The sequence below is a fragment of the Leptospira ilyithenensis genome (assembly GCF_004771005.1).
Lineage (GTDB): Bacteria > Spirochaetota > Leptospiria > Leptospirales > Leptospiraceae > Leptospira_A > Leptospira_A ilyithenensis.
Map to the genome: position 1 here is coordinate 98,213 of NZ_RQHV01000049.1, position 24,238 is coordinate 122,450.

A 24,238-nucleotide genomic window follows, 5' to 3' on the forward strand; every position below is an offset into this window, starting at 1 on the left:
GATGACCCGCCAGGATCCTTGAAATATGAATCCTGTTCTTAAGTTTTTCATTCTACTCAGTCTGGTGCTTTTCTCCTTTGCTTGCAAAGAACGGGAAGACAAAACCATTGAGAAAAATCTACTTCTTTATACATTAACTTGTAACGGCGGATCTTTGGCAGCTTGTCAGTCACAGTGTGCAGCAGCTTATCCGGATGTAACGGGAGACAATTTTCCTGCGGTCTCCACTTGCCAGTCCAATTGCACCACAAACTGCAATCTTTCCAATACTTTGCTTTTGCTCTTGAGCAAAAGATAAAGGATAGATCGCTCTAGACTTTCCTTTCCGCAAAAGCAATCAGGGAGGCCGCAGCAATGCCTGCGGTTTCCGTCCGAAGGATTCCCCCGGGAAAAGAAAACTTAGGAATCTTTTCTCGAGTCATCCATTCTTCTTCCTCCGAATGAAATCCTCCCTCCGGTCCGATCACAGGAATCAACCTGGAAAAATCCCCAGGTTTATAAATTCTTTCCGTTCCGGGATGAAGGATACAGATTCTGTTTTTATTTTCTTCCATCCAATTCTTTGCATCAACTATCTCTAATATGGGTAAGATGGCCTGTTTGGACTGACTTGCCGCTTCCCTTACGATTTTTTTAGCACGATCCAAATTGAATTCCTTTCGGATCGAATGGCGGAAAATACAAAAATAGATTTTTTGGATCCCTAGTTCAGTCGCTTTCTGAAGGAAAAAATCCAAACGATTTCCTTTGGGCAATGCAATGACTAAAGATAACGCTTGTAAGTTGAAATTTAAAATTGTTTCGGAAAGAAAGGAAATGGACTTATTTCCCGGCTCGTAAGAATAGAAGTAGGATTTTCCAAGACCGTCCCGGATCTCGATTTCACACGGTATTTTGTCCAAACGAAGGCTGCGAAGATGCGCAATTTCTTCCGGAAGGATCGGAATTTTTTCCTTTGGAACAAAACCTTCTCTGAAAACGAGAAAGCTGTTCTCTTTCATCGGCTCAGGTTATCAACTGCGAAAAGGGATTGATCGGGAGCTACCGACTTATCCACTTCCTGGATTTCCCAAACAGTAATACTACCCGTATTCAAGTCTAACATTTCCCATCGGGAAGCTCTTTCCAATTCTTCCACTTTGGAAGAGTCTTTGATTTTGACCGGACCGTATTTTAAGTTCAGGGTCTTGAATAAAATACCGTCCTTATCATGAAAGTCGATTCGGTAGGGCTTCAAATCTTTTTTGCCAATGAGCAAAACGAGCTTTTTATAAAAATAAGGTAGGATCGGTTTTAAAGAAACCCGATAAAAGAACTCGCCGCCTATCTCTAGTTCACCGTTCACCAAAGGGTTGTAATTCGCCTGATAGGAATAACCTGACAAATCGATGTAAAAAAAACCGGTTCCCATCAATGCTTCGTATTTTTCATCGTCCGTCTTTTTGAATAACTTGGCACTCAAAACATTGAAGAAATAAATATTTTCCCCTTCGTCTTTGGTGAGTAGTTTTGATTCCAACCCTCTCCCCTTTCGATCAAAAAGATAAAGCGCGTCTTCTCCGTTGAAGAAACGGTTGATCTTCCAGGTTTCGGACTGACCGTTTCTTCGAATTAGGATGTAAGAACCTTTGACGAGTCCCTTTCCGTAATCCAATTCGCGGTCAAGTCTTGCCAATAACTCCTGGGCTGATAATACGGAATCGGGAGAAGCAGCACCTTGCGCATTCAAAACGCAAGGCAGTGTTAAAACAAGAAAGAGATAAATTAAAATATTTCGCATAATTTCGGTTTGTTTACTCAACTCTCATGGAAGGTTTGGTATAGGAATACAATCCATGAACGGAGCCTTGCGCCTGTGCGGACTCGGTTCTTCTTTCAAATCGAACCCGTCCCGCGCGAAGTGCTGTGTGCAAATCCGTAACGTTTCTAAATCCCATATCCTGGAACGACTGCTTTAAGCCTTGAACCAAATAAGGAATCAAATTCAATACAGATCCTTTATCCACAACATAACCGGAGACACCTTGTGCCACTTTGATCTTTTGTGATTCGGAGAAATACCTTTTGTCCCCACCCTTATTCATCGCCTCCAAACTGGCCATCCCACGATAACGTTTTAGACGAATCCCATTCTCATAAAAATACTCCCCCGGTGCTTCTTTTGTTCCGGCAAACATGGATCCCATCATACACATGGAGGCACCGATCGCTAGAGCATTGGCAATGTCTCCGATATTGGAAATCCCACCGTCGGCAATCACCGGAACTCCGTGTTTGGATGCATAATGAGCTGTTTTATAAACGGCAGTTGCCTGTGCACGCCCCACTGCCATAGTATCCTGAGTGATGCAAATGGAGCCGGGACCCATCCCGATTCTAAGTCCATCGGCCCCTGCGGCAATCAAATTGGCAGCTTGCCCTTGGGTGACCACATTTCCTGCGATCACATCAATGGCTGGGTAGGTCTTTTTGATAAACTGAATCATTTCAATTTGGTAGGAAGAATTTCCCTGTGCGGAGTCAATGATGATCACATCCACACCAATTTGGGAAAGAAGAGAAACTCGTTCCAAAGACTCAGGCAAAGTGGAAATGGCCGCACCCACTCTCAATCTTTTGGTATCATCTTTGGAAGCATGAGGGAACTCTTTGTTCTTTTTCAGATCGCTTCTGCAAATCAGGGCAACGAGTTTTCCCTGTTTGTCAACGATGGGCAATTTTCCTTTTTTACTCGTACGAAGAATATCATTTGCTTCCTTGAGACTGATGCCTTGGTTTGCAGTGATGAGCTCCTTTGTCATCACCTTACCAAGCTTAGTGGATCGATCTTGCTCGAAATCCACATCTCTGTTGGTAACGATCCCGACCAATTTGGTATTTGCCGTTCCGTCTTCGGTAATGGGAATTCCACTGAATCCGTGCCTTTCTTTTACGTCATCCAAATCGGCAACAGTGTGTTCCGGAGAAAGGAGTACCGGATCTTTGATAAACCCGTTTTCGAATCTTTTTACTTTTCGAACCTGTTCCAACTGCTCTTCGATGGTATTATTATAATGTATTATTCCAATGCCACCCATCAGCGCCTGAGCGATCGCCATCTCGGATTCCGTTACAGTATCCATAGGCGAACTCATCAGCGGCCGTTTCAGAGAAATATTCTTGGAAAGTTTGGTATCCAGCTCTACATCGCTCGGATTGAAGTCGATAAAACCTGGCAGGACCAAAAAATCCCGGTAGGTGAGGCCCATATTGACCGAAAAGAGCTCTTCTCCGCTCACTCCGTCTAGGAGTTCGGTCCCTGGTTGGGGGTGATTTGACATAATTATCCTTCCTTTTTCTACTTTAGGCTAGAAAACTCTCCTTGCAAGAGAATTTCGTTTGTTTTTCGTCCGATAATTTAGACAAGCACCAACTCAAATGGAAACAATTGAACGTACGAGACGATCTCTAGATGTATTTTCAGACAAGGACAAAAAACTCCACGTACTGACCAAGTTCCTTTTGAACCAGGAACTCAACATCAAGGACCCGGAAGGCGGTGGGGACATCTGTTATTTGAAAAAAGTAGCAGGAGATGGAACCAAAATTCTTGTAGGGACCCGCCCTACAACCATCCTCCATGTGGGGCAAAAATTAGTACTTTATAAGATATTGGGCAGATACCTGCACCTGGACTGCACCGTAGAACAAGACAAAGGCGATAATCAATATGTGATGGTCTTGGACAAAATTGCGATTGCCAAAAAGGACAGAGAGAGTTCCCGACTTTCCGTTCCACCCGGTTCCGTATGGATCACAAACATCATATCCAGCAAGGCAAAGATCGAAACGGATATGTTTAACGTTCCCACTGCGGTAAAAGTGAGTTTTGAAGATTATGAAAACAGGCTCCATGGGAAATGCGATTTCATTAAAATTTCCACTTTTACATCGGACGATCCCGAAAAGATAAGACGCGTTAAACTAACAAAAAAAATACTTCTGATCGAAGATACCCAAAAAGCAGAATCTTATGAAACAGCACCGACAGAAGATTTTATTGTATTTTCGGAAGAAATCGATTCCGACATCCAGCAACAAATGAACCAATTCAGAAATCAGAAAGTGATTTCCGAACTGATACTTCCCGTACTTTATCTGAATGACGATGATGAATCCATTCCGATCGGTTACATCCAAATGCAAAGCAAAACGGAAACATTCGACTTGGTAAAAGCAATGGAAACAAAAACTTTGGCTTTCGAAATGGTCGATCGGATCAGACACTCTAACTTAGTTAAGGTGGAAGGAAAGTATCCGGTTCTTGACATCTCGGAAGGCGGGATCAAAGTAAAAATCGATCATCCTGATCTTTTACAAAGCATTCCGAAACTCAGCGGATTTCATTTTGATATTTTCTTTCGGATGCAATCCCCTCTTACCGCTTTCGGAATGATCAAGTCCATTCAAAAAGACCAGGAAGGATTTTTAACCGTAGGGCTTTCTCTTGCGGGTCACTCTTCCAGGCATGGGGAGAAAAAAAGATTTTTGGAGAATGTTGAGATCTTAAGAAAACAAATAGGAAAATAAAATCGCCCTATGTTTCTCCATATTCCAAAACCTCGGTAGACCATTTCCTTTCCAAATCCCGAACGGCAAAGGAAACAGCTTCCGGATCCGACTTTTCCTGCAAATGTTTCCAAATTCTATCTTCTACCGTTTGATCGGAAATCCATGCAAAAGGCAATGTGACGCCTAACATTTCCGCATGGCCTGACGCAAAATCGGAATTCATTTCCCGATACAAAACAACTGACTCCGCTCTTTCCATTTGTTTTTGCCAAGCCGGACTAGTCACGGCATCTTTCTTTAAAACAAAGATCAATCTACGTTGCATATTTTCCCCACGGTGTGCGAGTGCACGGGAAAGATAACTCGGGTTTGCTTCCCGTATACGGGCTTCCAAAAATCCGATCAAATCCAAAGAAACTTCCCTTTCCATATAAAAAACGAAATCCATTGTACAGAAAGGATCAACTCCCAAGCGAACATCCATTAGTTTGCGAATGGAATCTTTTTTGGATTCGAAATCTTTACTCATAAACCAAACGGATTGGTGTCTTGCTCCCGGCAATTTCGCCTTCGAAATCAAATAGGAAAGATCCACCCGATCCAAATCAAAATCATATCTATCTCTGATGTTCTTATCCGGAACGCATAGGAAAGGTCTAGGAAATTCATCCAATCTTCGGTCCAAGAGATCCTCGGCAAGATACAGACTGTCCACCAATTGGTCCGGGGAAAAATCAGCGGTTCGAATGATTCTGTAAGGCGGGGCCATAAGGTAATGCAAACCTTCCGATTCCGCATCCCTTCTCATCGCAGTACCGGGAAGGACTGACAACGGAAATGCCTGTACCCATTCACCGAGACCATGTTCCAGAAAAAAATGAATTCCTCTTTCCACATCCTCCGGTTTGTCACCCGGAAGACCGATGATCAGATCCAAAAGCAAATCAATCCCTTCGCCCGCGAGCATCTTTGCCACTTCGGCTACTTTTGCCGGATCTCCATACCGTTTAACGCGCTTTAACGTTTCACGGTTTACGGACTGCATTCCCAATTCAATCCGGTTGAACCCTGCTTTTCTCAATTTGTTTGCAAGCTTTGGTGTCACACCTTCCGAACGAAGTTCGGCAAACATGGACATCTGCCCGTCCGAATTCACCTCTGCTATCGCATCCAGAAAAGCATCAAAACCCGGTCTGTGATTGAAAGTAGGATCAAGGAAAACCAGCTCCTTCGCACCTTGGTCTTTTAAGGAACGAATCAATTTGATGGTTTCTCCGATATCAAGGGTTCTCAGATTCTGAGAAGACTTGGGATAAAAACAATAAGTACAGGAAGATTTGCATCCTCTCACGGTCTCAAGATAAGTCGACCTTTTGGGATCTACTTTCAGAAATCCGTTGGTATATGGCGACGGAAAATCAGTAAGTGGAAAATCGGGAGAAAGCTCTCGGGAGAAAGTTCCCATTTTTCCGAAAGAATTCCTATAGGCGATATTTTCAATTCCGTCTAACGGAGACTTGTCGAGTAACGTCTTCATTAATTTTGCAAAACTATGTTCCGCCTCTCCGCTCACCGCTATATCATAACCTTCTTCCGAAAGCACAAATGGGTTGTCGTGATTTACCTCAGGCCCCCCGATGATGATTTTCGATTTGGGTGATTTTTTTTTGATCTCCCGGGCAAGGTGCAAACTTCTTTCAGTATTCCAAAGATAAAGGGAAAACCCGACGAAGGCAGGTTCGTCTTTTGCAATATGATTTGCAAGTTCTTCATCCCCCATAACATCTGTTTCATCAGGAGAAAGGACTTCCGTGTGCAGACCCGATTTGCCTAGCCCGGATAATTCCAGTGAGCTTGCAAGAGTTCCGGCCGCAAGAGGAACATTTCCGGTAGCCGCATAATAGGAAGGCGGAGGAACAGGTAGTTGGATGAGTTTGAGAGTTGCCAAGTAATCCTCTATTCGTCATACAAACGGAGAATGAAAGATTGGCAAAAACTTTCCCTAACGGGAAACCACTATATCGATAAAGAGGATTAAATTTTCTCCGAAATCCCTGGAAAATGTACGCAACATCACATTGTCGGTGATGTCATGATAAACGGGGGAAATCGCCCAGGAGTCTTCGCTCGTTCTGGATTTATGTATATGTTCGAAAAAATAAGGTCTCCAGGACCAGTTTTTCCCCAAATAACCGTAGTCAGCTAACATCCCTTTTTTGGAATCATGAATATAATTGGGAGAAATCTGAAACCCCAGAAGATTGGTAATGTACATTCTGAAAAAGTCCCTGTCTTTGGAAATTTCCGAATCCGGTTTGCCTGTCCATTCATAGACCCCGTCCGTATTATCAAAGCCCAGAGTGATCTTGGATAGTTTTTCCTTCCACTTTGTTTCCCATTCGATTTCGGCATTCATCTCTTCGTTTTTTCTTTCATGAAAATATTCCAAAGACCGGCTCATTTCGGAACGAAAAGCAAATCTCTTCGCAAACTCTTTTTCCGGTTTGGAAAAATAATAACCTTGTATATAACGTGCGCCGTAATTGAGAGAATTATAAAGTTCGTCATTCGACTCGATTCCTTCGAACAAAAGAGAACTGCCGAGAGACTCTCCCAATTTGGAAAGATTCAATAAAATCTCTTTAAAATTTCTTGAAAATGTGGATCTACGTAACATCTGTAAGTCGACTTTGATGATTTCAGGATGATATAAACCGATCCGATCCAGGTTGGAAGCCTCGGAACCTGCGTCATCAACTGCAATACTAAATCCTTCGTTTCGGTACAGGCTGAGAAGCGGCTTTAGAATTTCCAAATTATGTTCGAATCTTTCCTCGGTTATCTCTATCACGATGCGAGTGGGATCAATTCCAAGTTCTCTCACCTTCTGAATCGTAAAGGGAAGTTTTGCAGGAAAATTTTTTAAAAAATCGAACATCAGATGTGGGGAAACATTGATGAACAGTTTGGTTTCCGGAGGTGCTTCCTCCTTAAACTTTTGTAAGGCGAGATAACGAATCTCTCTATCGATTTTCTTTTTGATCCGAAACAGATCGCCGGTTCTGTTGACTGATTGGCCCGGGCCGCGCGCCTGATCGAATGCAAGAAAGAACGGACCTAGAGACTCAAGGCCTGTGTCCGTTACCAGACGACCCAGTACCTCATAGCCGAAAATGCCAGTGGATTCCGAGGATAAAATGGGTTGGAAAACAGGCACAATCCTTCCAGAACCCAACCAAATTTCCCATTCCTCTGAATTTTTACGTGTTCTCTCTTCCAAAATCATGTTTTATTCTACCAAAGGAATGCAAGAAAGGTACCAATGAGTAAGAGCTCACAAACTTTAATCAAATTGCCCAAATTCCAAACAAGGGAAAATAGCGGCCGCGCAAAGTCGCGCAAATTGCCTTTTTTTTAGACAAATTGATTTCTGATATAGGGAAAACTCTTAGCATTTTGAAAATGACTTGGACAGAAAGGATTCTATAAAGGAATGGAGCGATTAGGATGTTTTATTATACGAAGTATTGCGTTACCTTACTTTCGATCCTTTACTTTTTCTTTAGCCCCACATCCCACCCCATTTTCCGGTTTGAAATCTTTGCCGCGACCCTTACGGTTGCTTTTGTATTTTCCATCTACGCCTATTTTTATCTCAAATCAGACCCGAAAAAAATTTTAGATTTAATCCTGTTCTTAGTTTTGCTCGGACTCTCGGCAGTCAAGTGGGGGGAGTACGACCCACTCCGAGTCCTTCCGGAAAAAGCATCTGTGAAACTAACATTTCTCTTTTGGGCGGTTCTGCTCATTTATCATTTTAAAAAGGCACGAAACTCCGAATCATTTACAAAGCTCGGTTCCATTATAGCGATCTTTCCGAATATAGCACTCACAGCTTACAATCCGAACGCGATCGTACCGGTTTGTTTGGGTCTGGGTTACGGACTTTTACCAAAAGATCTTTCCCAATTTCATTTTCCAAAGACCAGATCAAAAACCTTTCTCGTCCTGATCTTATTTATTTTATCCGCGTTTATATCCACCTGGCGCGGCCTTGATCCCGAAAACGGTCTATTGCAATTTTATCTGTTTCTAATCGGCGGACTCGTCCTCGTCAGAGGATATTATTTGGATTCGGACGAAAAGGAAAAAGTATTATCCTGGTTAGGTTATGTATATTACATACAATGCTTGTTTTTTATTTTAAAATTAAGTCTGGATACCGGATTCGAATACAATTTCAATCGGAGCAGTTTTTATCATATTCCAGTGAGCCTTCTCGGTGCAAATTCGGCGATCTTTGCTTGTTTATTTTTAGTCCAGTTTATCAGAAAACCTACGGTTATGGAAAAAACGTACAATGCGTTCGGCCTGGGAATTGCATTGTTGTTTTTGGGAATCTCCAGCTCAAGGAGTTCCATTCTAATGTTTATTTGTTTTGCAATTTTTATATTCGGAATACTTGTCAGAAAAAAATTTAAAATCCATCATTTGTTTCTTTTGATCTTAGCCGTTTTTATTCTAATATTTTTCAGCCAATTCAACGATAAAAAACTGATCAACCTGGACTCGATAAACATCCGTTTGATGATATGGAAATTTCATATTACGAATACTTTGCATATCTCGCCTTTGTTCGGATTCGGATTATTTCCTGAAAGCCAGCTATTGTTTTTGGATACGAATCCGGATAGTTCTTCGCATTACCAAACCATACTGGATTATGTGAATGAATTCAAATCGTTTCCAGTAGCCCATAGCCTTTTTATCCAGTTATTCAGTTCTCTCGGAATGGTAGGAATCATCCTATTGGTTATTTTACTTTTTTTATGGATCAAAAAGGTTTTGTCTGTCGTGTTTGTACAAAACGAAAGGACACATCGGTACGTACTTCTGGGCATCAGTTTGGTATGGCTTATTCACGAAATATTCGATTTTAATTCTTTTGAAATTCCGAATCTATATGCGATTTTACTGATTCTGGGAATCGGTTTGGATCCGAAAGAAGATGTAGAACAAATCGAACCTATGGAAAAGAAAATTTTTCTCGTCTTACTTCTGGGATTCGCATCTCTGTTTTTTTATAAAGCCTTACAATGGAATGAAACGGAAAGTTACATCCGCAAATGGACCAAATTATACCAAACTTCCAATTTTGAATTTTTTCAGTACAATTCGAAACACAAGTTCGCTCATTTGCCGGAAGAGCCGGTAGAAATAGAAACCTGGAGGGAGTATTTTTTAGGAAAAAGATACATTCATCTTCAAATGGCGCGGGCAAAACATCAAAAATCGCCTATCTATTCCCATTACCTAACCCTTTGTTTTAACAAAACAAATCAAAAAGCATTTTGTTATTCCGAGTTATATGATCTATTGAATGAGGAGAAAGGCAATCAAAGACTACTTCCTTTTATCAAAGCCATCCTATCCATACATGACCCCTATAAAATATATCTGAGCCGAAAACAATGAAAAAAAAATCCGTTAGTTTTGTAATTCCCTGTTTGAATGAAGAGCAAACTCTTCCTTACGTTTTGACAAAGTTGGTAAAAGTCAAAAAAGATCTAAGCACAAATTTTGATGTTGAAATCTTGGTTTCAGACAACGGGAGCACCGACAAATCGGCGCAAGTTGCCAAATCCTTCGGAGCAAAAGTGGTTCCTTGTGCTACCAAAGGTTACGGCGCCGCCTTGGATTCGGGAATACGGAACGCAAAAAGCGAAATCATAGTTTTTGCCGATGCCGATGATACTTATGATTTTTTAGAGGCACCTGCGCTCATCCAAAGTCTTGTGCAAGGCAATTATGATATGGTGATCGGTTCCAGGTTGGATGGAAAGATCCACAAAGGGGCAATGCCGTTTTTGCACAGATATCTGGGAACTCCTGTGATCAACTTCATCATCAATTTATTATATGCGAAAAGAACAAAGATCAGAGATTCCAACTCCGGTTTCAGATGTTTTACCAAAGAAGCTTATCTCTCCTGGAATGTAAAAAGTACAGGAATGGAATTCGCGTCGGAACTTTTGATCCAATCACTGCTTCATGAATCCAAAATCCATCATGTTCCCGTTTCCCTTTGGCCGGACAAAGAAGGTAGAATTCCTCACCTGAAAACATGGAGAGACGGAATGCGTCATCTGCTTCGCATCCTGTTCTATGCTCCCCATCTTTTTGAATGGACGGGGATCGGGCTTTTTTTACTATCTTACAGCAATCTACTCATAGGAACGTTTACTGGAATCGTACATTTTGACGGATTCAATCTATACGGCGGTCATTCGATGATCGTATTTTCCTTCTTCAGTATCATGGGAGTTCAGATTTGGGGTACGGGACTTTCTATCGCTACCAAACAAAATAGAATATCAAAATACTATAAAAAACTATTGGAACTTCCCGAAGACAAACTATTCCTCTTTGCATTGTTCGGCGCTTTGACTTTGATTTCCTCTTTGGCTTATACGATCATTCAATGGAAAAAAAACCAATACCAGTTTATCAACTTTGAGCATCAGCTGCTATTCCTCACAACGACGAGTCTTTCTATTTTTGTAATCACCTTCCAAACCGTTTCCGCTCATATCATGAAACGGGAATGATGTTTTATGAAAATTAGATTCGTGAAAGTTTTCATTTTCTTTCTCGTCTGTCTCTATCCTTTAGTACACAGAATCCAGTGGAACGGAGATTCTGTGTTTGTGGGAAGCGATCCTGAGATCAAATTGTACCAAGTGGAAGCCCTAAGAAAAGGGGGAAACTTTTCAGAAAAGTTGCAATGTTATTTTCCTGCAAAGGATTTGGGATTTGAAACCAAACAGATTCCGATCGGTTATCCTTGGGCGTTTCTAAAGGAAGGCGGAACCTGCTATTTTCAATACCCCATTCTATTTACACTTGTACAATCCTCAATCGGGTTTTTATTTCCGATCCATTGGATGACTTATATTCCCATCTTATTCTTTTTTTTGAATCTGATGCTAACAGACAAATTATTAAGGGAGCTTGGGGTAAAAGAGAATACCTCGGCAGTAATTTCCATACTCATACATTTTTTCAGTTTTTTATTTTTATCCACTCTCGATTACTCCGAGCTGACACTTACCAACTTCTTTGCACTGATCTCGCTTTTAAGTTATTTCCATATTGAGAAAAAAAAGAACTCCACTCTATTTTATAATCTGATTTTTGCATTTTCAGTCAATTTCAGCTTTCAGCTTCGCCCGGAAGTAACGATAGGCATTGTCTTTTTTATCATTGTTCATTTCATACTTTCCAAACAAAAACCGGATTGGATACGAAATCATTTTTTATCGGGGATGGCAACACTCCTTGTTTTGGGATTTATCTCTTTTTTAAATTACAAACTTTACGGTCATGTATTCGGAATGAGGGGAATGAATACGATCCAGGATGTGGATACCTTCTCTAACAGATCTTATATCGGTTCCTGGATCGCAGACCTATGGGGTTCCGAATCAAAGATAGGAATTTTCAAAGGATACCCGATATTTTTCGTATTCCTTTCGGGAATCTTTCTTTTGAAACAAACAAATGTTATTTCAAAAAGCCTATTTCTTTCGGGGATATTGTTTATTTTTCTGGTGCCCGTACTTTCTCCCTACCGCGCAGGTGTGGATATTTTCGGAATGAGGTATTACGAGATAGGTTCCTATCTGACTGCGATCGGATTTTTTTCTTTGTATCTGGAATCCCCGAAACAAAAATCCATCCATTTCATTCTAATTCTATCCCTCCTAACCTCAATGTATTTCGGATACAAATCGGATTTGCGGGCACTTCGTATTTGGAAATCTTCTGCGGAAATGTATCACGTTCTGAAAAAAGAAATGGATACCACAAAACCGGAGCTAGTCGTTCACAGGGGACTTTCCTTAAGTTATCTGATGGGAGGATCTTATTTGGAGATTCCTCAAATCACAGCTTATACGGAAAATGACTGGATCGAAATACAAAAAAAATCAAAATCCTTAAATTTGAAACGAATCCTATTTTTATACTGGCCGGACAACTCTCTCTACAACGAAGAGATACCTAAAACCATTTGGAAAACTCAATTTGATTTGAATTGGATGCCTTCGGAAGATCTATATGAAACGAAAGAAGAAGTCTCAGTGTTTCATATCAGAATGAAGCAGTTCGTATTGAAGCGTTGAGAGAAAAAGATAGAAAGGAAACCCATCCGAAGATGGGGATACAAAAAAAGACTACTTAATGTCTCTAGTACGTTGTTTAAGCGCTTCGTTAAGAGTAGGCTTTTTGGAAGGTTTTGGCTCTTGCAATTTGTTAATATCGTTTTGCGTAGGTTCTTTCACATCGTTTGATGCGCAGTTTACCATAACAATTGCAAATAGGGCTATAAGAAGAGATAAAGAGATTTTTTTCATTTTTGGCTCCTCTGGATAAGTTTTTGCCGTGCATAAAAAAGTCTAGTAAAAATTATGAAAGCTCAATTAGGACAAATATGGCCAATACGAATTATTTTTTTGTTTTTGAAGGCATTGATGGCTCGGGGAAAACAACCCTTTCCAAACTGGTTGCAGAGAACTTAAAAGCGCAAAACAGGGATGTAATTTGGCACCGAGAGCCCACTGACGGGCTACATGGGAAAAAGATCCGTTCCTTTCTATCAGGAAGGATTTCTTTGACTATAAAAGAACAATTGGAACTTTTTATTCTGGACAGAACCGAGTCCGTTTCGCAAATCATATCACCTAACATAGAGAAAGGTGCTATCATAGTGCAGGATAGATACTATTATTCCACCGCCGCCTACCAAGCCGGAAAAGAAATCAGTGCGGAAGAAATCATTGCATTGAATGAAAAGGAAAATTTCCCGAAACCAAAACAGGTTTTTTTCCTGGATATCACTCCTGAGGAAGCGAGAGAGCGTCGTAAAAACCGGGGAGGAAGCGAAGAAGCCTTTGACGACGACCATTCGCAAAACAGAATATATGAAAATTATATGAAAATCCTGCCGGCGGGTACGATCTTCCTGGATGCATCGCACCCTTTGGAAGATCTGGTAAAAGCAGTTATGGAATGTATTGAAATTTAAGAAAGGGTTCCCATCGGTTTTCTCAAAAGCACAGCCAGCATATCCCCTTGGTTTATTTTTTTCACAAGCCAATCCGCAAACTTTTTAGCCAATTTGTAAAATACACCGGCATTCGGTTTGGAAGTGAACCCGCTTCCATAGGAAAGTGAGATCGGGGATTCGAAGCCTATGTTTTTCAACACTTTCAAAAGGCCGGACAAGGAATAATAATACAAATGTTCGGGAACATTCAAATAACGCCAGTTTGGTCCCAAAAATTTTGCCAAAATTCCGTATCTGCAAGTGGACAATACCAAACATCCTCCGGGTCTTAAGTGTCTGAATATTTTTTCCAAAGTTTCTTTCGGTTTATGAAGGTGTTCGATCGTAGCCCAAAGAGTGATCACATCAAATTGGTTTTGAAAATTCTTGTCCCAACTTAAAAAATCCTCCTGATACACTTCCAATCCCAAGGTTTCTCTTGCAAACTTAACCGGACCGTCCGCGACTTCGATCCCGTAAGATGAATAACCTCTGCCCCGCATATAATCCACAAAATATCCGGCGGCACATCCTATATCCAAAGATCGCAATTTTGTATCGGTTCTTTCCTTTTCCAAACTGCTTTTTTTATAATCGTCTTCCCACCCAAAAAATTTCAAATCCTGAAGATTGAGTCGGAATACACGGGAGATTTCGGTTTTGATTTTATCCGAATAATAATTATCATAACCCCGATCGGTTCTTTGAGTAAAATAAGAATCGGAATAATAGCGGATGACTTCGGCAAGACTCGGTTGAGGGTTCACCTGAACCAAAGAACATACATTGCATTTTACGATCTGAAAACTTTCGCCGAGAGGACTTTCTTTGGAAAACAAAGATTTGAATTTTGTATTTCCACAGGTATTGCATGAAACCATTTCCATACTTTACCTATCGGAAAAATATCAAAACAGCCTTTTGAATAAACTCCTGACAGCTAAAATCAAAAATGAAAATACACACATAAATACGATGATCATAGACGAAGTCGGAAAATAAATAGTCTCGCCCAAATGAGAGAACCCGGCAAGACTTAGAAAAAATCCCGCTATGGTGCCTGTTATGGAAAACAAAACCGAGACGAGTGCCAGAATTTTCGTAGAACGAACAAATGGCAAAAGTGTAAAGACGGGAATCAAGAGATGTGCGATGGAATAAAAGGAACCCAAAACATTTACCGCTACAGTAACCGCAGAAGCTAGTATCAAATAAAACAGAATATCGAAAAAGAAAGGATTACCGATTTGGATTCGATACTCGTCCCGATCAAAACTTAAAAATAGAAATCGTCGGAAATAAGCGAGATAGATGAAAAATGCAATTCCAGCAGTCCAGATTCCGAATGAATTCAATTTCACCTGAGATGTTAGAATATCTCCGAAATAAGAAGCCATCAGATGGTTTTGAACATTTCCACCTAATGCAAGTAACACTTGCGAAATAGATGCAAAGAACACAAACAAAATCCCTAGAATTACATCCTCTTTGATATGGGAAATTCTTCTCATCAAAATGATAGGAATGATCAAGAGACAGGATAACAAAATTGGATAAATTTCCCGATCCCAATCCATAAACAAACAAAATGCTACTGAAAAACCGACTGCTTGGGAAAGCGTGATCCCAAAGAAAGTCATATTCCTAAGAACCAAAAGAATTCCTAGAACACTGAGAAGAGCTCCCAAAATTCCTCCCAGGATCATCTGGGGCAAAAATAAATCCCAATTTTGAAGCACACTAGTCATGGTGATGGCAATGAGGAGGTTTTTCACCTTGTGAAATCTTGTAAAACTTGCCTTCGTCAATCTCAAAGATTTCGGAAAACTCTTGTCGCCAATCATTAGTTAAACTATGGGTAATTACAAACAAGGAACGGTTGTCTGTTGCAATGTATTCTTCCAGGATCAGTTGGAAAAGTTCCCTTGACTCATGATCAAGCGAGTCCATCGGTTCATCGAGGAAGATCAGATTTGCTTTGGTGAATAAGGATCTCAAAATCAGAACTCGTTGCAATTGTCCGCCACTGCATTCCGAAATTTGCTTATTTAAATATTTTCCGACTCCAGTACGTTCTATCAGGATCAATTCTTCTTTGGTAAATTTTCTTTTAGGCAAAAAACTCAAACCCATATTGGCGGGCATAAGCAATACTTCTTTAACGGAAAGAGGAAAATCCAATCTCATCTTTTTTGCCTGAGGAACGTAAGACGTGGATTTAAGAACGGGGAATTGAATCTTTCCAGCAATCGGAGGAAGTAGTCCCGTGAGTGTTCGAAATAAAGTGGTTTTACCCGCGCCATTTCCGCCGGTCAGGGCGTATGTTTTGCCAGGGTTCACTTCAAAGCTAACACCCGAAACAATGGGAAACCCCTTTCTGTATCCGACGGATAGATTGTCCGCTTTCAAAAAAGAGGAAAAAATCCTGATCTTATTTGCTTTTGTCGCTAGCATCTCTAATCTTTTGAAGCATGATTTTTAAAGTCTCTTCGTAGCTGGTGGCTTCCGGTGTTCCCCCAACGGAAACCGGCATGATGAGAACCATACTCCCGGGAACCTTGGAAGAAACATACTCGGCATATTTTGGGTTGTGGTATGGTCCGAGCAAGATGATTTTTATTTTTTCGGCAATCATATAGCTTACAACCTGGTCCATATAACGAATAGAAGGTGGAACTCCCGGTCTCTCTTCTATGGAAAGATTGGCTGTAAATTTAAAACGATTTGCCAAATAAACAAACTGATCGTGAAATACCGCCACCTTGATTCCGAAATAGGGCTCCATTTTTTTGAGTTCTTCTTTGGTTAGAGCAATCAGCCTTTTTTTAAAGTTTGTAAAATTTTCATCATAATATTCGTGATTGATCGGGTCGACTCTGGTTAATGCGTTTTTTATATTCTCCGCCATCTGAATCACATTGATAGGATCATTCCAAAAATGAGGATTTCCATAGATATGCATATCTCCCATAGAACGATCCATCATTACGGTAGGCTCACCTAAGATCTTTACTTGTACGGAAGTATCGCAGTATCCCGGCTGGCCTTTCTGGATCTTGATGTTTCTGGATTGTTGTTGTAAAAAAGGCACCCAACCTACTTCCAAATCCAGACCAACTACACAAAGAATGTCCGCTTGATTCAAACGAACGAGAAAGTCGGGTCTTGTCATGACAAAATGAGGATCATCCACTCCTCTGATCATTCCGTAAATCTCGACACGATCACCTGCTATTTGTTCTGCGATGTACTTTATGTCGGTTGTGGTCGCAACCAAAGAAACCTTCGCATGTAAACCGAAAGGTATCAAAAGAACGGAACAAAAACAGAATAAAAACAAAAATCTAAACATACCTTTCATGCAATGCCCCTTTATCAATAACTATGTGCTGGATGAGAACCGAGGATCGCAACCATTTGAATATTTGCTTTGAACTCTCTTAGTTCCTGGTTGTTTTCTTTCGAATAATCCTGAGTGAATCTTCTTTCTACCGAAAATCTAATTTTCCCGAATTCGGAACTATGAAACGTAACCTGCAAAGATTGCGATTCGATTGCGTTTTGAGCGAATTTTCCGTCTTTTCCCGTTAAGTTTTTATCCGTAAAGTAATCGTATCTTCCTCCCACAGACCAAAGCTGATGAAATTTATAATCTGCAAACAGATAATAACCCCATTGGTTTTGCGAATTAGGTTTGGAAATTTCATAGGTAGTTAGATTTATTTTTTCCGGGAAAATTTCCTGTTGGTACCAAAATTCGGTCATAATCATGATTTCTTTCAAATTGGACTGGCTCCATCTTAAAACTCCGTCAAACCCGTAAAGATACCTTTGGTTTCTTCTATCAGTCGTTGGTTCAAACCTTACTCCGGAAAAACCGAATTGTGTTCCCCAGTTATTTCCGAAATAATAGAAATTTTTCAAATGGAAATATCCCATGGGATTGTTTTTCTGAATCCCTTCCGAATGTGCGTGCCCCCATCTTTTTCCGTTAGTTGCACCGACAACAAGCTCCTGAGTAATGAATTTCCAAGGCAAAAGAATGCTGAATTCGGCACCTGTATCCATCGTCGATTCCTGTCCGATAAATTTTTCATGAACGATAGGAGTTGTGATGAAAGGACGATCATGCCAGTGAATTTTATTGAGACGGCCGATATCCATAAACATCTGCCCCGCTTTTACGGACGTATTGAACGGCAAAAAAGGAGCCTGGATCCAAGCCTCGTGTACTTCAAAATTGTATTTTCCGTTTTCATTATGAGCTGCCGCTAGAAAATTACCGCGTAACCACTGATCTACGGCTCCTGTAAAACCGAACTCCGCAGTTCGGACATCAAGTTTATTATTCGTAGTTCTGGGTTTGTTTTTATCCCACTCCCCCACTATGTCGATGGCAACGGAAGCATCCATCATCAGGTTTTGAGCGGAGCGGTTGATCTGATTATTAGAACTGACGGGAGAGGTAGTGCCTCGGGAATCTTGAGAACCCTTGCTCCGTTTTTCCTGTTCCTTCAGATCTTTTTCCAAATCATCTTCCCAATTATTATTTCCTTTATCAGTCGACTGTTTGGCTTCTAATGTTTTTTTTTCGGAATCGTTCTCCAATTCCTTTTCCCATTTATTTGTTTGGGCAAATGCAATATAAGAGAATAAAGCAAGTGTGAAAATCACACTTGCTCTAATGAATTTTCGGAAAGGAATCACTATAAAACTGCTATGCCGGATTTAGTTTGAAGATCTTACCAAACCGGCAGTGCCGATCGTTGATGAGTATATGATGACTGATTTTAGATTTACTTTGTTCAGGCGGAAAGAAACTCGATCTCCTGAAAAATCGTATCCGGATACGGACTCTTCCTGAAATTCATAACTCCCTCGGTTCACGTTTGCGCAAGCACCTTGCCAACCGAACATATGAGCTCCGTTTTCATTATGTACTTCGATACAAAGCGTTTTATCCTGAGCTAGACTGGATGCCCAAAGTCCCGGCGTCCCACCTAATGCGGATGTTGCGCCAAGGGCATTTTTTTTCTTGATTTCGGTAGGAGTCAGTTGAAAAGTCGGCCCCACCAAACTAGTAGTAGATGGCATCACAACTTCCAAATACGAATCAGATGCGGAAAGATTGTAAGTAAGCTGGATCGTTGCTTTTTTCTCTCCTCCGAAATTGGAAAGTCGGGAAGAATCGGCAACAATCGTGCTTGAAGTTCCCGTTCCGACAACTCCGCCTGAAAGCACCACATTTGATACTGTAAAACCGGCGATTTTCAACGCCGCCGCTGCATCTCCGCTACACTGGGTAAAGTCGAAGCTCGTGCCGTTAGACGGACTGGAAACTGAAGAAGTAGGACATGCAGTCGATCCCGCTAAGACAAGAAGTGCAAGTCCGCTAGTGTCGTTGTCTTTTTTCTTCTTAAATTCGGCACAATTGAAAGCAAATAGAATCAATGTTAATAAGGATATTATGGATAGTTTTTTCATTTGTAGATACTCCTGGCCCAAATATTTGCAACAGCGTTGCAATTGCAACACTGTTTTATTTGCAACAGCGTATTATTTAGATAAATTTTAAGACAGTTCTATGCCAACTGACTTTTCGGTCTTTTTCCATTATATAGTAAAAAAGTATTTGACCGTTTAGTCAAATACTTTTAAACAGAATTTTATGAAACCGAAACAATTTGATCCGGACAAAGCGATCGAAATTATCGCAGACAGTTTTGCCCGCAACGGTTTCGAAGGAACTTCTTTGAATACGATCATCAAGGAAACAGGTCTTGGCAAACAAAGTCTTTACAATGCCTTCGGTGACAAGAAAGCAATGGCAACCAAATCCATTCAATGTTTCGGAAAATTATCGAATGCAAGTCAAATCCTGAACAACCCCAGATTGAATGGCAAAGAAAGGATCGAAGATTTTTTCCAGGAAATTCTGAAAGATTCGCAAAAGACAAATTATGTAGGTTGCCTTATGACCAATCTGCTTTTAGAAAAGGGAAATACGGATCAGGACGTTCAAAAGGCTACTAATGAACGTTTGACGATGACAAAAAAAAATCTTCAAGACGTGGTTGAAATCGGCGTCACCGACGGTAGCATCAATATTCCTGAAGGATTGGATTCCGAGTTAATCTCTCTATCTCTTATGAATCTATTGAACGGGCTTCGTGTTACGATTCAGACTAAAACGGAAATTGATAAAATAAAAAAAATGGTGAAGATAAGCTTAAAATCATTAATCTGAAATAAATACCGCATAACTATAGAAAATCTCATATAAACAAAGTTGGCCGGTGAGAATCAAAACAAAGAAATATTTTTTACTGTTCGGAAGTTTTTTAGGAACCTTTTCCAATCTCCAAGGTTAATGGTATAATACTTTATTCTTATACTTAAGGAAAAATTAAGAAATGAACCGAAAAGATTTTTTAAAGAAAGGTCTGTTAACAAGCTCGCTCACCGCAGGCTTTGCCACCTTATATTGCTCTAAATCAAGCTCCGACAATAACAACGATTGGGCTTTGGCTTTACTCAGATCTTCAGCTACGATTACGGAAGGTACGAGCGCCAGTTGTTCAACTAATTGTGCAAAAGTGCCGGAAGAAACGACCGGCCCCTATCCGTTTAAGTCCTCTTCCAGTCCTTACATTCGTTCCGACATAAGAGAAGATAGAACAGGCATTCAACTGGATTTGACAATCTCTGTTTTAAATACAAACAATAGCTGTAGTCCGATAGAAGGATTGAACGTTTATATTTGGCATTGTGATCAATCCGGTTATTACTCTCAATATTCAGGGCAACCGGGAATTTTAGGTACAAAAGATTATTCCTCTCTTACTTTTTTAAGAGGGATTCAAACTACGGATAGTTCCGGAAATGTAAAATTCGTAACCATTTATCCGGGATGGTATACTTCCAGAGCAACGCATATCCATGTTCAGGTTTATTCGGGATCTACTTTAATTGCAACTTCTCAAATCGCTTTCCCTGAAAGTACAAATACAACGGTAAACAGTTCCTCCGGTTATTCCACTCACGGGCAAAACTCAGTTACAAATACGAAAGACAATATTTTCGGAAATTCCAGCACCGATTTAAGTTTGGAACTCGCTTGTCTAAGCGGTACTACGACTGCAGGCTTCACTGCCAATTTCAAATTGGGAATTGCCACATGAAAACTTTAATCGAATAACGTTTGTTCGTTGTTTATGGGAATTTTTCATTAGTAATCAATCATACGGCGTACTGTTTTTGAAAACCGTTCGCCGTATTCTTTTTTTATCAATTCCAGATTTGCATCCAATGAAAAAGCCTTTTTATCGGAAACATGCAACGTTCTTTTTGAAAATGCTTTCTCATCGCATTGGCCCGGACAAATCCGTAAATCATGATCCAGATAATTCTGTGCTCCCGATAGCAATAATCCATTTTTAGATTTCACAAATCCTTTTGCTACCGCTTCAATCTTCAAAGGGAAAGTGCGCGCCCAAGCATCTAACGTGAGCGCTAAATTCATTTCATCGATACCCTGATAAATCTCAATTGCGATCTTAGGATCGTCGTCGAAGAGAACTTTCTTCGCGATGGTAAATTTGTCCGAAAAAGAAACTGGTTCACCGGGATAATCCCTTCTGAGAGTCGCAAAAGGGTAATTGATATTTTTCATTGTATTTTGCAAAGCAGTTTCACCGGCAAGTTCCCGAATGAGAAAAAGCGATCCTTCAATACTGGAAGCGACCCCGGCGGTGCTCGTCAGATTGCCGTCCGTTTCATATTTTTTACCTCTTTGCCATTTGATCCAAGGATACTTTGCTTCCAGTTCGAATATCGAAGTAGCATGAGTTGTCATATTACGACCGTTAAATTTTCCGGTATTTCCGATGAGTCGTGCGCCTTCACAAACAGAAAGAATCTTCTTATCCGTTTTCGAAAGAAAAGAGATAAGAGCCGGATCTTCCGTATGAGTCAGATAAGGAACAACGACCGCATCGTATTCATAAGGAAATTCAGTTACCAAAAAATGAGGCAACACTACCAATCCTTTCCAAAGAATTACAGGTGATCTTTTGTTCGAAAGTATATAAACATTGAAGCCTGATTGTTTTAATAGTGAAAACGGGACAAGTAAGTCCGTTATCTCCGTTCCTTCGGAATCAGCCAAAATGACTACTGTGTGTTTGGAAGGATCATGGTTTACCTTGTATGATTTTTGACTTAAGACCGAAACGTCCATAATATCAACTTTGTTGAAGCCTTGCAGTTGCGCACAACCAAAGGCAAATAAAAATGAAATCAAGGCAAACGGGAAAACCGGTAACCTTCGTGATCCAAGATGGGATTCGAATAACATAACTTCTCCGTAAGTTAAAACTTATGTAAAAGTATGACCGACTGCGGGACTTCTGTCGTCCTGTTTCATACGGAAAGAAGTATGGAATTATACGTCAGGACTTATTGCTTTTTTGCGATAGGCAGTAGGTGTGGTTCCGGTTATCTTAAGAAATTCGGAATGAAAGGAAGATTTTGAATTAAATCCTACGGCACCTAAAATGGAAAGTATGGGCCGATTCGGTTCTTCCGTAAGAAGCCGACAAGCTGCGGTGATTCGATGTCTGTTTATAAAGTTATTGAAACTCAAGCTTAAGTGGTTGTTTAAAATTTCGGAAAGCTGATGGGGATGGATATCGAGAGATTCCGCCATCCTTCCCAAACTCAAATCCTCATCCGCATAAAGATGTTCCATATCCATCAATTCGCGGATTCTGTTGATTATATCGGCAGAGTCGATCCCCGTTAATCTCGATTTCGCATAACGCCCCCTAGCTGCCTCTTTTCGCATTATTTCCAGATAATCCGGATATAACTGCATTCCCCAAAAAATAAAAACGGAAAGAACGGTAAGTAACCCGAAAGAAAGAACCATCCCCACTTCCGACTTTTCAAGCTGATACCAAATCAGAAATCCCACATCAACAATGGCCACAAAAACATACAACATAGTTAGGCGATAAATACCGGGAAACGGCAATATGCTTGTTTTCAACAAAACCCATAAATCAAGTAATGTTAGAAAAAGAAATACCAATACATAAAGCATGATCAATACAAGCACAATGTCCAACCAAACATGTATATGGGAAAAATCATGGGGTTGCCCGTAAACGGGAACTAATACTGCATAAGCAAGTCCGAAAGGAAGTATATGATAAAGGTGACTCTTTTTCCAAAGGAACTCCTGACCGAGTATCTGGTGAAAATAAGCATAAGTCAATGGTCCGAGAAAAATATAGAAAGGAGGAAGCAATAAGCCCGTACCGGGAAAACGTTCGTAAAATCCGAGCAATTCCATCGAAACACTCAATTGAGGCAACGCCACCAAACAAAATAATAACGCTGGCAAACTGTTTTTACGGAGATGGGACTGAAAGAAAAAACCCAAACCTATTGCAATGGAAAAAAAGGTCCCTGCCAACTCAAAGGCAATGAATGCATCCGAAGCAGTCCAGGCCTTCCCGTTTACGAACATTCTGCACTTCCTTTAGTCACAACGTTTTTACCAAATCCGAATGAAACAGATTTTCACCGTTCTTCCAAAGAATTTTTCTTTTCGCTTCATCGCTGATATTCGTTTCCAAGATTCTCATAATGGGATGAGAAAGATTGTAAGGAATATTGGGAAAATCAGATCCGAAAAAAATCCTATCCTGGTATTTTTCAAGAAGAGGAATCGAATCATCAGCGTCTTCCCCCGTGGCAAGAAAATCAACAAACACCATCGTGGTATCCAAATACAAATTGGGATAAGTATCGATTAACTCCGAGTAGTCGAAAATTTCTCTAGCTCCCATATGGGCAACTATCACTTTTAGGTCGGGATACCTTTGAATGAAAGGTAAAAAATATTTGATACCTGTAAATTCTCCTGGCATGGGAGCATTTCCGGTATGGATGACAAGAGGTATGGAAAGTTTTTCCAAATAGGAAAATACTTCTGCAAGTTCCTTCCGGCTCAAGTCGAGTTTGGAAACTTCACAATGAAGTTTAAAGCCTTTGAAACCGTATTCTTCCACTGCGCGTTTTACATAACGATCAACACCTTCCTCCGGATAAAAAGTTCCGAAAGGAATAGCTCCCTCCCAATTCCGATAATTTGAATGTGTCCACTCATTCAACCACTCCGCCATGCCCGGTTTATGAGCATAATTCAAAGTCGTAAATCGCCTAATTTCGTTTAAATGGAGTCTCTTTACTCTTTCTTCCTCGCTATATCGGTAAGCAATCTCCCAATTCACCTTATCAAACCACTTCCAGATCAACTTCAACACGATCTCCGGAAAAAAATGGGAGTGGATATCGAAAACATAAGGTATGTTCAGTTTTTTCAATTCTTCCAGGTGAGGAGGATTTTTGTCGTCTAGTAGCGGTGGAAAATCATTTCCCTTCCAACGAAAAGGAGAAAGTAGTCTTTTTTCTTCCGAATTGGCGGATAAACCAGAATGAGATCCCCCCTGGTTCTCCACAAAACAGGCGTAACAGGGAAGGATTTGGCGGTTTGAATTTGCCATGGATTTTTAG

General features: G+C 40.5%; 23 protein-coding genes. 8 read left to right on the forward strand and 15 right to left on the reverse strand.

All coding sequences use genetic code 11. The features are described from left to right. The first annotated feature begins 25 nt into the window (after positions 1 to 25). Entirely contained in the window at positions 26 to 298 is a 273-nt protein-coding gene (locus EHS11_RS10930) for a hypothetical protein (protein WP_246047787.1), read from the forward strand. Between the two features lie 13 nt (positions 299 to 311). On the opposite strand, the gene EHS11_RS10935 is transcribed toward EHS11_RS10930, so the two are convergent. The 3 genes from EHS11_RS10935 to guaB are packed head-to-tail and all read right to left on the reverse strand — an operon-like array spanning position 312 to position 3,320. After that, on the reverse strand, positions 312 to 1,001 hold the full coding sequence (locus EHS11_RS10935) for a 16S rRNA (uracil(1498)-N(3))-methyltransferase (protein ID WP_135764450.1): 690 nt from the start codon (positions 999 to 1,001) through the stop codon (positions 312 to 314). Continuing rightward, entirely contained in the window at positions 998 to 1,780 is a 783-nt protein-coding gene (locus EHS11_RS10940) for an outer membrane lipoprotein-sorting protein (RefSeq protein ID WP_135764451.1), read from the reverse strand. The genes EHS11_RS10935 and EHS11_RS10940 overlap by 4 nt, the downstream gene beginning before the upstream one ends. A 13-nt stretch (positions 1,781 to 1,793) precedes the next feature. Further along, positions 1,794 to 3,320, reverse strand: coding sequence for an IMP dehydrogenase (gene guaB / locus EHS11_RS10945; RefSeq protein WP_135764452.1), 1,527 nt, complete (start codon positions 3,318 to 3,320; stop codon positions 1,794 to 1,796). A gap of 97 nt (positions 3,321 to 3,417) precedes the next feature. On the opposite strand from guaB, the gene EHS11_RS10950 reads away from it, so the two are divergent. Then, positions 3,418 to 4,569, forward strand: coding sequence for a DUF1577 domain-containing protein (locus EHS11_RS10950; RefSeq protein ID WP_135764453.1), 1,152 nt, complete (start codon positions 3,418 to 3,420; stop codon positions 4,567 to 4,569). Between the two features lie 7 nt (positions 4,570 to 4,576). On the opposite strand, the gene EHS11_RS10955 is transcribed toward EHS11_RS10950, so the two are convergent. Next, positions 4,577 to 6,499 carry a B12-binding domain-containing radical SAM protein gene (locus EHS11_RS10955; RefSeq protein WP_135764454.1) on the reverse strand — a complete coding sequence of 641 codons (1,923 nt, stop codon included), beginning with the start codon at positions 6,497 to 6,499 and terminating at the stop codon, positions 4,577 to 4,579. A 54-nt stretch (positions 6,500 to 6,553) separates the two neighbouring features. Then, entirely contained in the window at positions 6,554 to 7,837 is a 1,284-nt protein-coding gene (locus EHS11_RS10960; RefSeq protein ID WP_135764455.1) for an EAL domain-containing protein, read from the reverse strand. 221 nt (positions 7,838 to 8,058) lie between these two features. Here EHS11_RS10960 and EHS11_RS10965 point away from each other — a divergent pair, with 221 nt between their 5' ends. The 3 genes from EHS11_RS10965 to EHS11_RS10975 are packed head-to-tail and all read left to right on the forward strand — an operon-like array spanning position 8,059 to position 12,734. Next, entirely contained in the window at positions 8,059 to 10,026 is a 1,968-nt protein-coding gene (locus EHS11_RS10965) for an O-antigen ligase family protein (RefSeq protein ID WP_135764456.1), read from the forward strand. Next, the gene (locus EHS11_RS10970) at positions 10,023 to 11,159 is read left to right on the forward strand and encodes a glycosyltransferase family 2 protein (protein WP_135764457.1); all 1,137 of its coding nucleotides are present in this window, start codon (positions 10,023 to 10,025) and stop codon (positions 11,157 to 11,159) included. The genes EHS11_RS10965 and EHS11_RS10970 overlap by 4 nt, the downstream gene beginning before the upstream one ends. Positions 11,160 to 11,165: 6 nt before the next feature. Next, complete coding sequence (locus EHS11_RS10975; RefSeq protein ID WP_135764458.1) at positions 11,166 to 12,734, forward strand: LA_3751/LA_3752 family putative glycosyltransferase; 1,569 nt, start codon at positions 11,166 to 11,168, stop codon at positions 12,732 to 12,734. A 51-nt stretch (positions 12,735 to 12,785) separates the two neighbouring features. Here EHS11_RS10975 and EHS11_RS10980 read toward each other — a convergent pair whose 3' ends face one another. Continuing rightward, positions 12,786 to 12,965, reverse strand: a complete 180-nt coding sequence (locus EHS11_RS10980; RefSeq protein ID WP_135764459.1) for a hypothetical protein — start codon at positions 12,963 to 12,965, stop codon at positions 12,786 to 12,788. Positions 12,966 to 13,042: 77 nt separating this feature from the next. Here EHS11_RS10980 and tmk point away from each other — a divergent pair, with 77 nt between their 5' ends. Then, complete coding sequence (gene tmk, locus EHS11_RS10985; RefSeq protein WP_135764460.1) at positions 13,043 to 13,636, forward strand: dTMP kinase; 594 nt, start codon at positions 13,043 to 13,045, stop codon at positions 13,634 to 13,636. Here the strand turns inward: tmk and EHS11_RS10990 are convergent. Genes EHS11_RS10990 through EHS11_RS11015 form a run of 6 tightly spaced genes read right to left on the reverse strand, consistent with a single transcriptional unit; the run spans position 13,633 to position 19,141 of the window. Then, on the reverse strand, positions 13,633 to 14,544 hold the full coding sequence (locus EHS11_RS10990; RefSeq protein ID WP_135764461.1) for a class I SAM-dependent methyltransferase: 912 nt from the start codon (positions 14,542 to 14,544) through the stop codon (positions 13,633 to 13,635). The genes tmk and EHS11_RS10990 overlap by 4 nt on opposite strands. A gap of 21 nt (positions 14,545 to 14,565) precedes the next feature. Next, positions 14,566 to 15,432, reverse strand: a complete 867-nt coding sequence (locus EHS11_RS10995) for a metal ABC transporter permease (RefSeq protein WP_342775443.1) — start codon at positions 15,430 to 15,432, stop codon at positions 14,566 to 14,568. After that, on the reverse strand, positions 15,398 to 16,111 hold the full coding sequence (locus tag EHS11_RS11000; RefSeq protein ID WP_135764462.1) for a metal ABC transporter ATP-binding protein: 714 nt from the start codon (positions 16,109 to 16,111) through the stop codon (positions 15,398 to 15,400). The genes EHS11_RS10995 and EHS11_RS11000 overlap by 35 nt, the downstream gene beginning before the upstream one ends. Continuing rightward, positions 16,089 to 17,009, reverse strand: a complete 921-nt coding sequence (locus EHS11_RS11005) for a metal ABC transporter substrate-binding protein (RefSeq protein WP_246047804.1) — start codon at positions 17,007 to 17,009, stop codon at positions 16,089 to 16,091. The genes EHS11_RS11000 and EHS11_RS11005 overlap by 23 nt, the downstream gene beginning before the upstream one ends. Positions 17,010 to 17,032: 23 nt before the next feature. Next, on the reverse strand, positions 17,033 to 18,331 hold the full coding sequence (locus tag EHS11_RS11010) for a TonB-dependent receptor (protein ID WP_246047789.1): 1,299 nt from the start codon (positions 18,329 to 18,331) through the stop codon (positions 17,033 to 17,035). Positions 18,332 to 18,385: 54 nt separating this feature from the next. Continuing rightward, positions 18,386 to 19,141 (reverse strand): hypothetical protein, encoded by a 756-nt coding sequence (locus EHS11_RS11015; RefSeq protein ID WP_135764465.1) that lies wholly within the window; start codon positions 19,139 to 19,141, stop codon positions 18,386 to 18,388. 184 nt (positions 19,142 to 19,325) lie between these two features. Between EHS11_RS11015 and EHS11_RS11020 the strand changes: the two genes are divergently transcribed. Together EHS11_RS11020 and EHS11_RS11025 are read left to right on the forward strand one after the other, a co-directional pair. Continuing rightward, complete coding sequence (locus tag EHS11_RS11020; protein ID WP_135764466.1) at positions 19,326 to 19,904, forward strand: TetR/AcrR family transcriptional regulator; 579 nt, start codon at positions 19,326 to 19,328, stop codon at positions 19,902 to 19,904. A gap of 166 nt (positions 19,905 to 20,070) precedes the next feature. Beyond that, complete coding sequence (locus tag EHS11_RS11025) at positions 20,071 to 20,838, forward strand: dioxygenase family protein (protein ID WP_135764467.1); 768 nt, start codon at positions 20,071 to 20,073, stop codon at positions 20,836 to 20,838. A gap of 47 nt (positions 20,839 to 20,885) precedes the next feature. Here EHS11_RS11025 and EHS11_RS11030 read toward each other — a convergent pair whose 3' ends face one another. The 3 genes from EHS11_RS11030 to EHS11_RS11040 all read right to left on the reverse strand — a co-directional run bounded on the left by EHS11_RS11030 (position 20,886) and on the right by EHS11_RS11040 (position 24,207). Further along, the gene (locus tag EHS11_RS11030; RefSeq protein ID WP_135764468.1) at positions 20,886 to 22,013 is read right to left on the reverse strand and encodes a DJ-1/PfpI family protein; all 1,128 of its coding nucleotides are present in this window, start codon (positions 22,011 to 22,013) and stop codon (positions 20,886 to 20,888) included. A gap of 87 nt (positions 22,014 to 22,100) precedes the next feature. Then, entirely contained in the window at positions 22,101 to 23,189 is a 1,089-nt protein-coding gene (locus tag EHS11_RS11035; RefSeq protein ID WP_135764469.1) for an AraC family transcriptional regulator, read from the reverse strand. 16 nt (positions 23,190 to 23,205) lie between these two features. After that, entirely contained in the window at positions 23,206 to 24,207 is a 1,002-nt protein-coding gene (locus EHS11_RS11040) for an amidohydrolase family protein (RefSeq protein ID WP_425460579.1), read from the reverse strand. Positions 24,208 to 24,238 lie beyond the last annotated feature (31 nt).

What these genes read in the sequence shown, in the direction of transcription:
- EHS11_RS10930 (WP_246047787.1), top strand. Translation starts at nt 26, where the DNA reads ATGAATCCTGTTCTTAAGTTTTTCATTCTACTCAGTCTGGTGCTTTTC.
- EHS11_RS10935 (WP_135764450.1), bottom strand. Translation starts at nt 1,001, where the DNA reads ATGAAAGAGAACAGCTTTCTCGTTTTCAGAGAAGGTTTTGTTCCAAAG.
- EHS11_RS10940 (WP_135764451.1), bottom strand. Translation starts at nt 1,780, where the DNA reads ATGCGAAATATTTTAATTTATCTCTTTCTTGTTTTAACACTGCCTTGC.
- guaB (WP_135764452.1), bottom strand. Translation starts at nt 3,320, where the DNA reads ATGTCAAATCACCCCCAACCAGGGACCGAACTCCTAGACGGAGTGAGC.
- EHS11_RS10950 (WP_135764453.1), top strand. Translation starts at nt 3,418, where the DNA reads ATGGAAACAATTGAACGTACGAGACGATCTCTAGATGTATTTTCAGAC.
- EHS11_RS10960 (WP_135764455.1), bottom strand. Translation starts at nt 7,837, where the DNA reads ATGATTTTGGAAGAGAGAACACGTAAAAATTCAGAGGAATGGGAAATT.
- EHS11_RS10965 (WP_135764456.1), top strand. Translation starts at nt 8,059, where the DNA reads ATGTTTTATTATACGAAGTATTGCGTTACCTTACTTTCGATCCTTTAC.
- EHS11_RS10970 (WP_135764457.1), top strand. Translation starts at nt 10,023, where the DNA reads ATGAAAAAAAAATCCGTTAGTTTTGTAATTCCCTGTTTGAATGAAGAG.
- EHS11_RS10975 (WP_135764458.1), top strand. Translation starts at nt 11,166, where the DNA reads ATGAAAATTAGATTCGTGAAAGTTTTCATTTTCTTTCTCGTCTGTCTC.
- EHS11_RS10980 (WP_135764459.1), bottom strand. Translation starts at nt 12,965, where the DNA reads ATGAAAAAAATCTCTTTATCTCTTCTTATAGCCCTATTTGCAATTGTT.
- tmk (WP_135764460.1), top strand. Translation starts at nt 13,043, where the DNA reads ATGGCCAATACGAATTATTTTTTTGTTTTTGAAGGCATTGATGGCTCG.
- EHS11_RS10990 (WP_135764461.1), bottom strand. Translation starts at nt 14,544, where the DNA reads ATGGAAATGGTTTCATGCAATACCTGTGGAAATACAAAATTCAAATCT.
- EHS11_RS11000 (WP_135764462.1), bottom strand. Translation starts at nt 16,111, where the DNA reads ATGCTAGCGACAAAAGCAAATAAGATCAGGATTTTTTCCTCTTTTTTG.
- EHS11_RS11005 (WP_246047804.1), bottom strand. Translation starts at nt 17,009, where the DNA reads ATGTTTAGATTTTTGTTTTTATTCTGTTTTTGTTCCGTTCTTTTGATA.
- EHS11_RS11015 (WP_135764465.1), bottom strand. Translation starts at nt 19,141, where the DNA reads ATGAAAAAACTATCCATAATATCCTTATTAACATTGATTCTATTTGCT.
- EHS11_RS11020 (WP_135764466.1), top strand. Translation starts at nt 19,326, where the DNA reads ATGAAACCGAAACAATTTGATCCGGACAAAGCGATCGAAATTATCGCA.
- EHS11_RS11025 (WP_135764467.1), top strand. Translation starts at nt 20,071, where the DNA reads ATGAACCGAAAAGATTTTTTAAAGAAAGGTCTGTTAACAAGCTCGCTC.
- EHS11_RS11030 (WP_135764468.1), bottom strand. Translation starts at nt 22,013, where the DNA reads ATGTTATTCGAATCCCATCTTGGATCACGAAGGTTACCGGTTTTCCCG.
- EHS11_RS11035 (WP_135764469.1), bottom strand. Translation starts at nt 23,189, where the DNA reads ATGTTCGTAAACGGGAAGGCCTGGACTGCTTCGGATGCATTCATTGCC.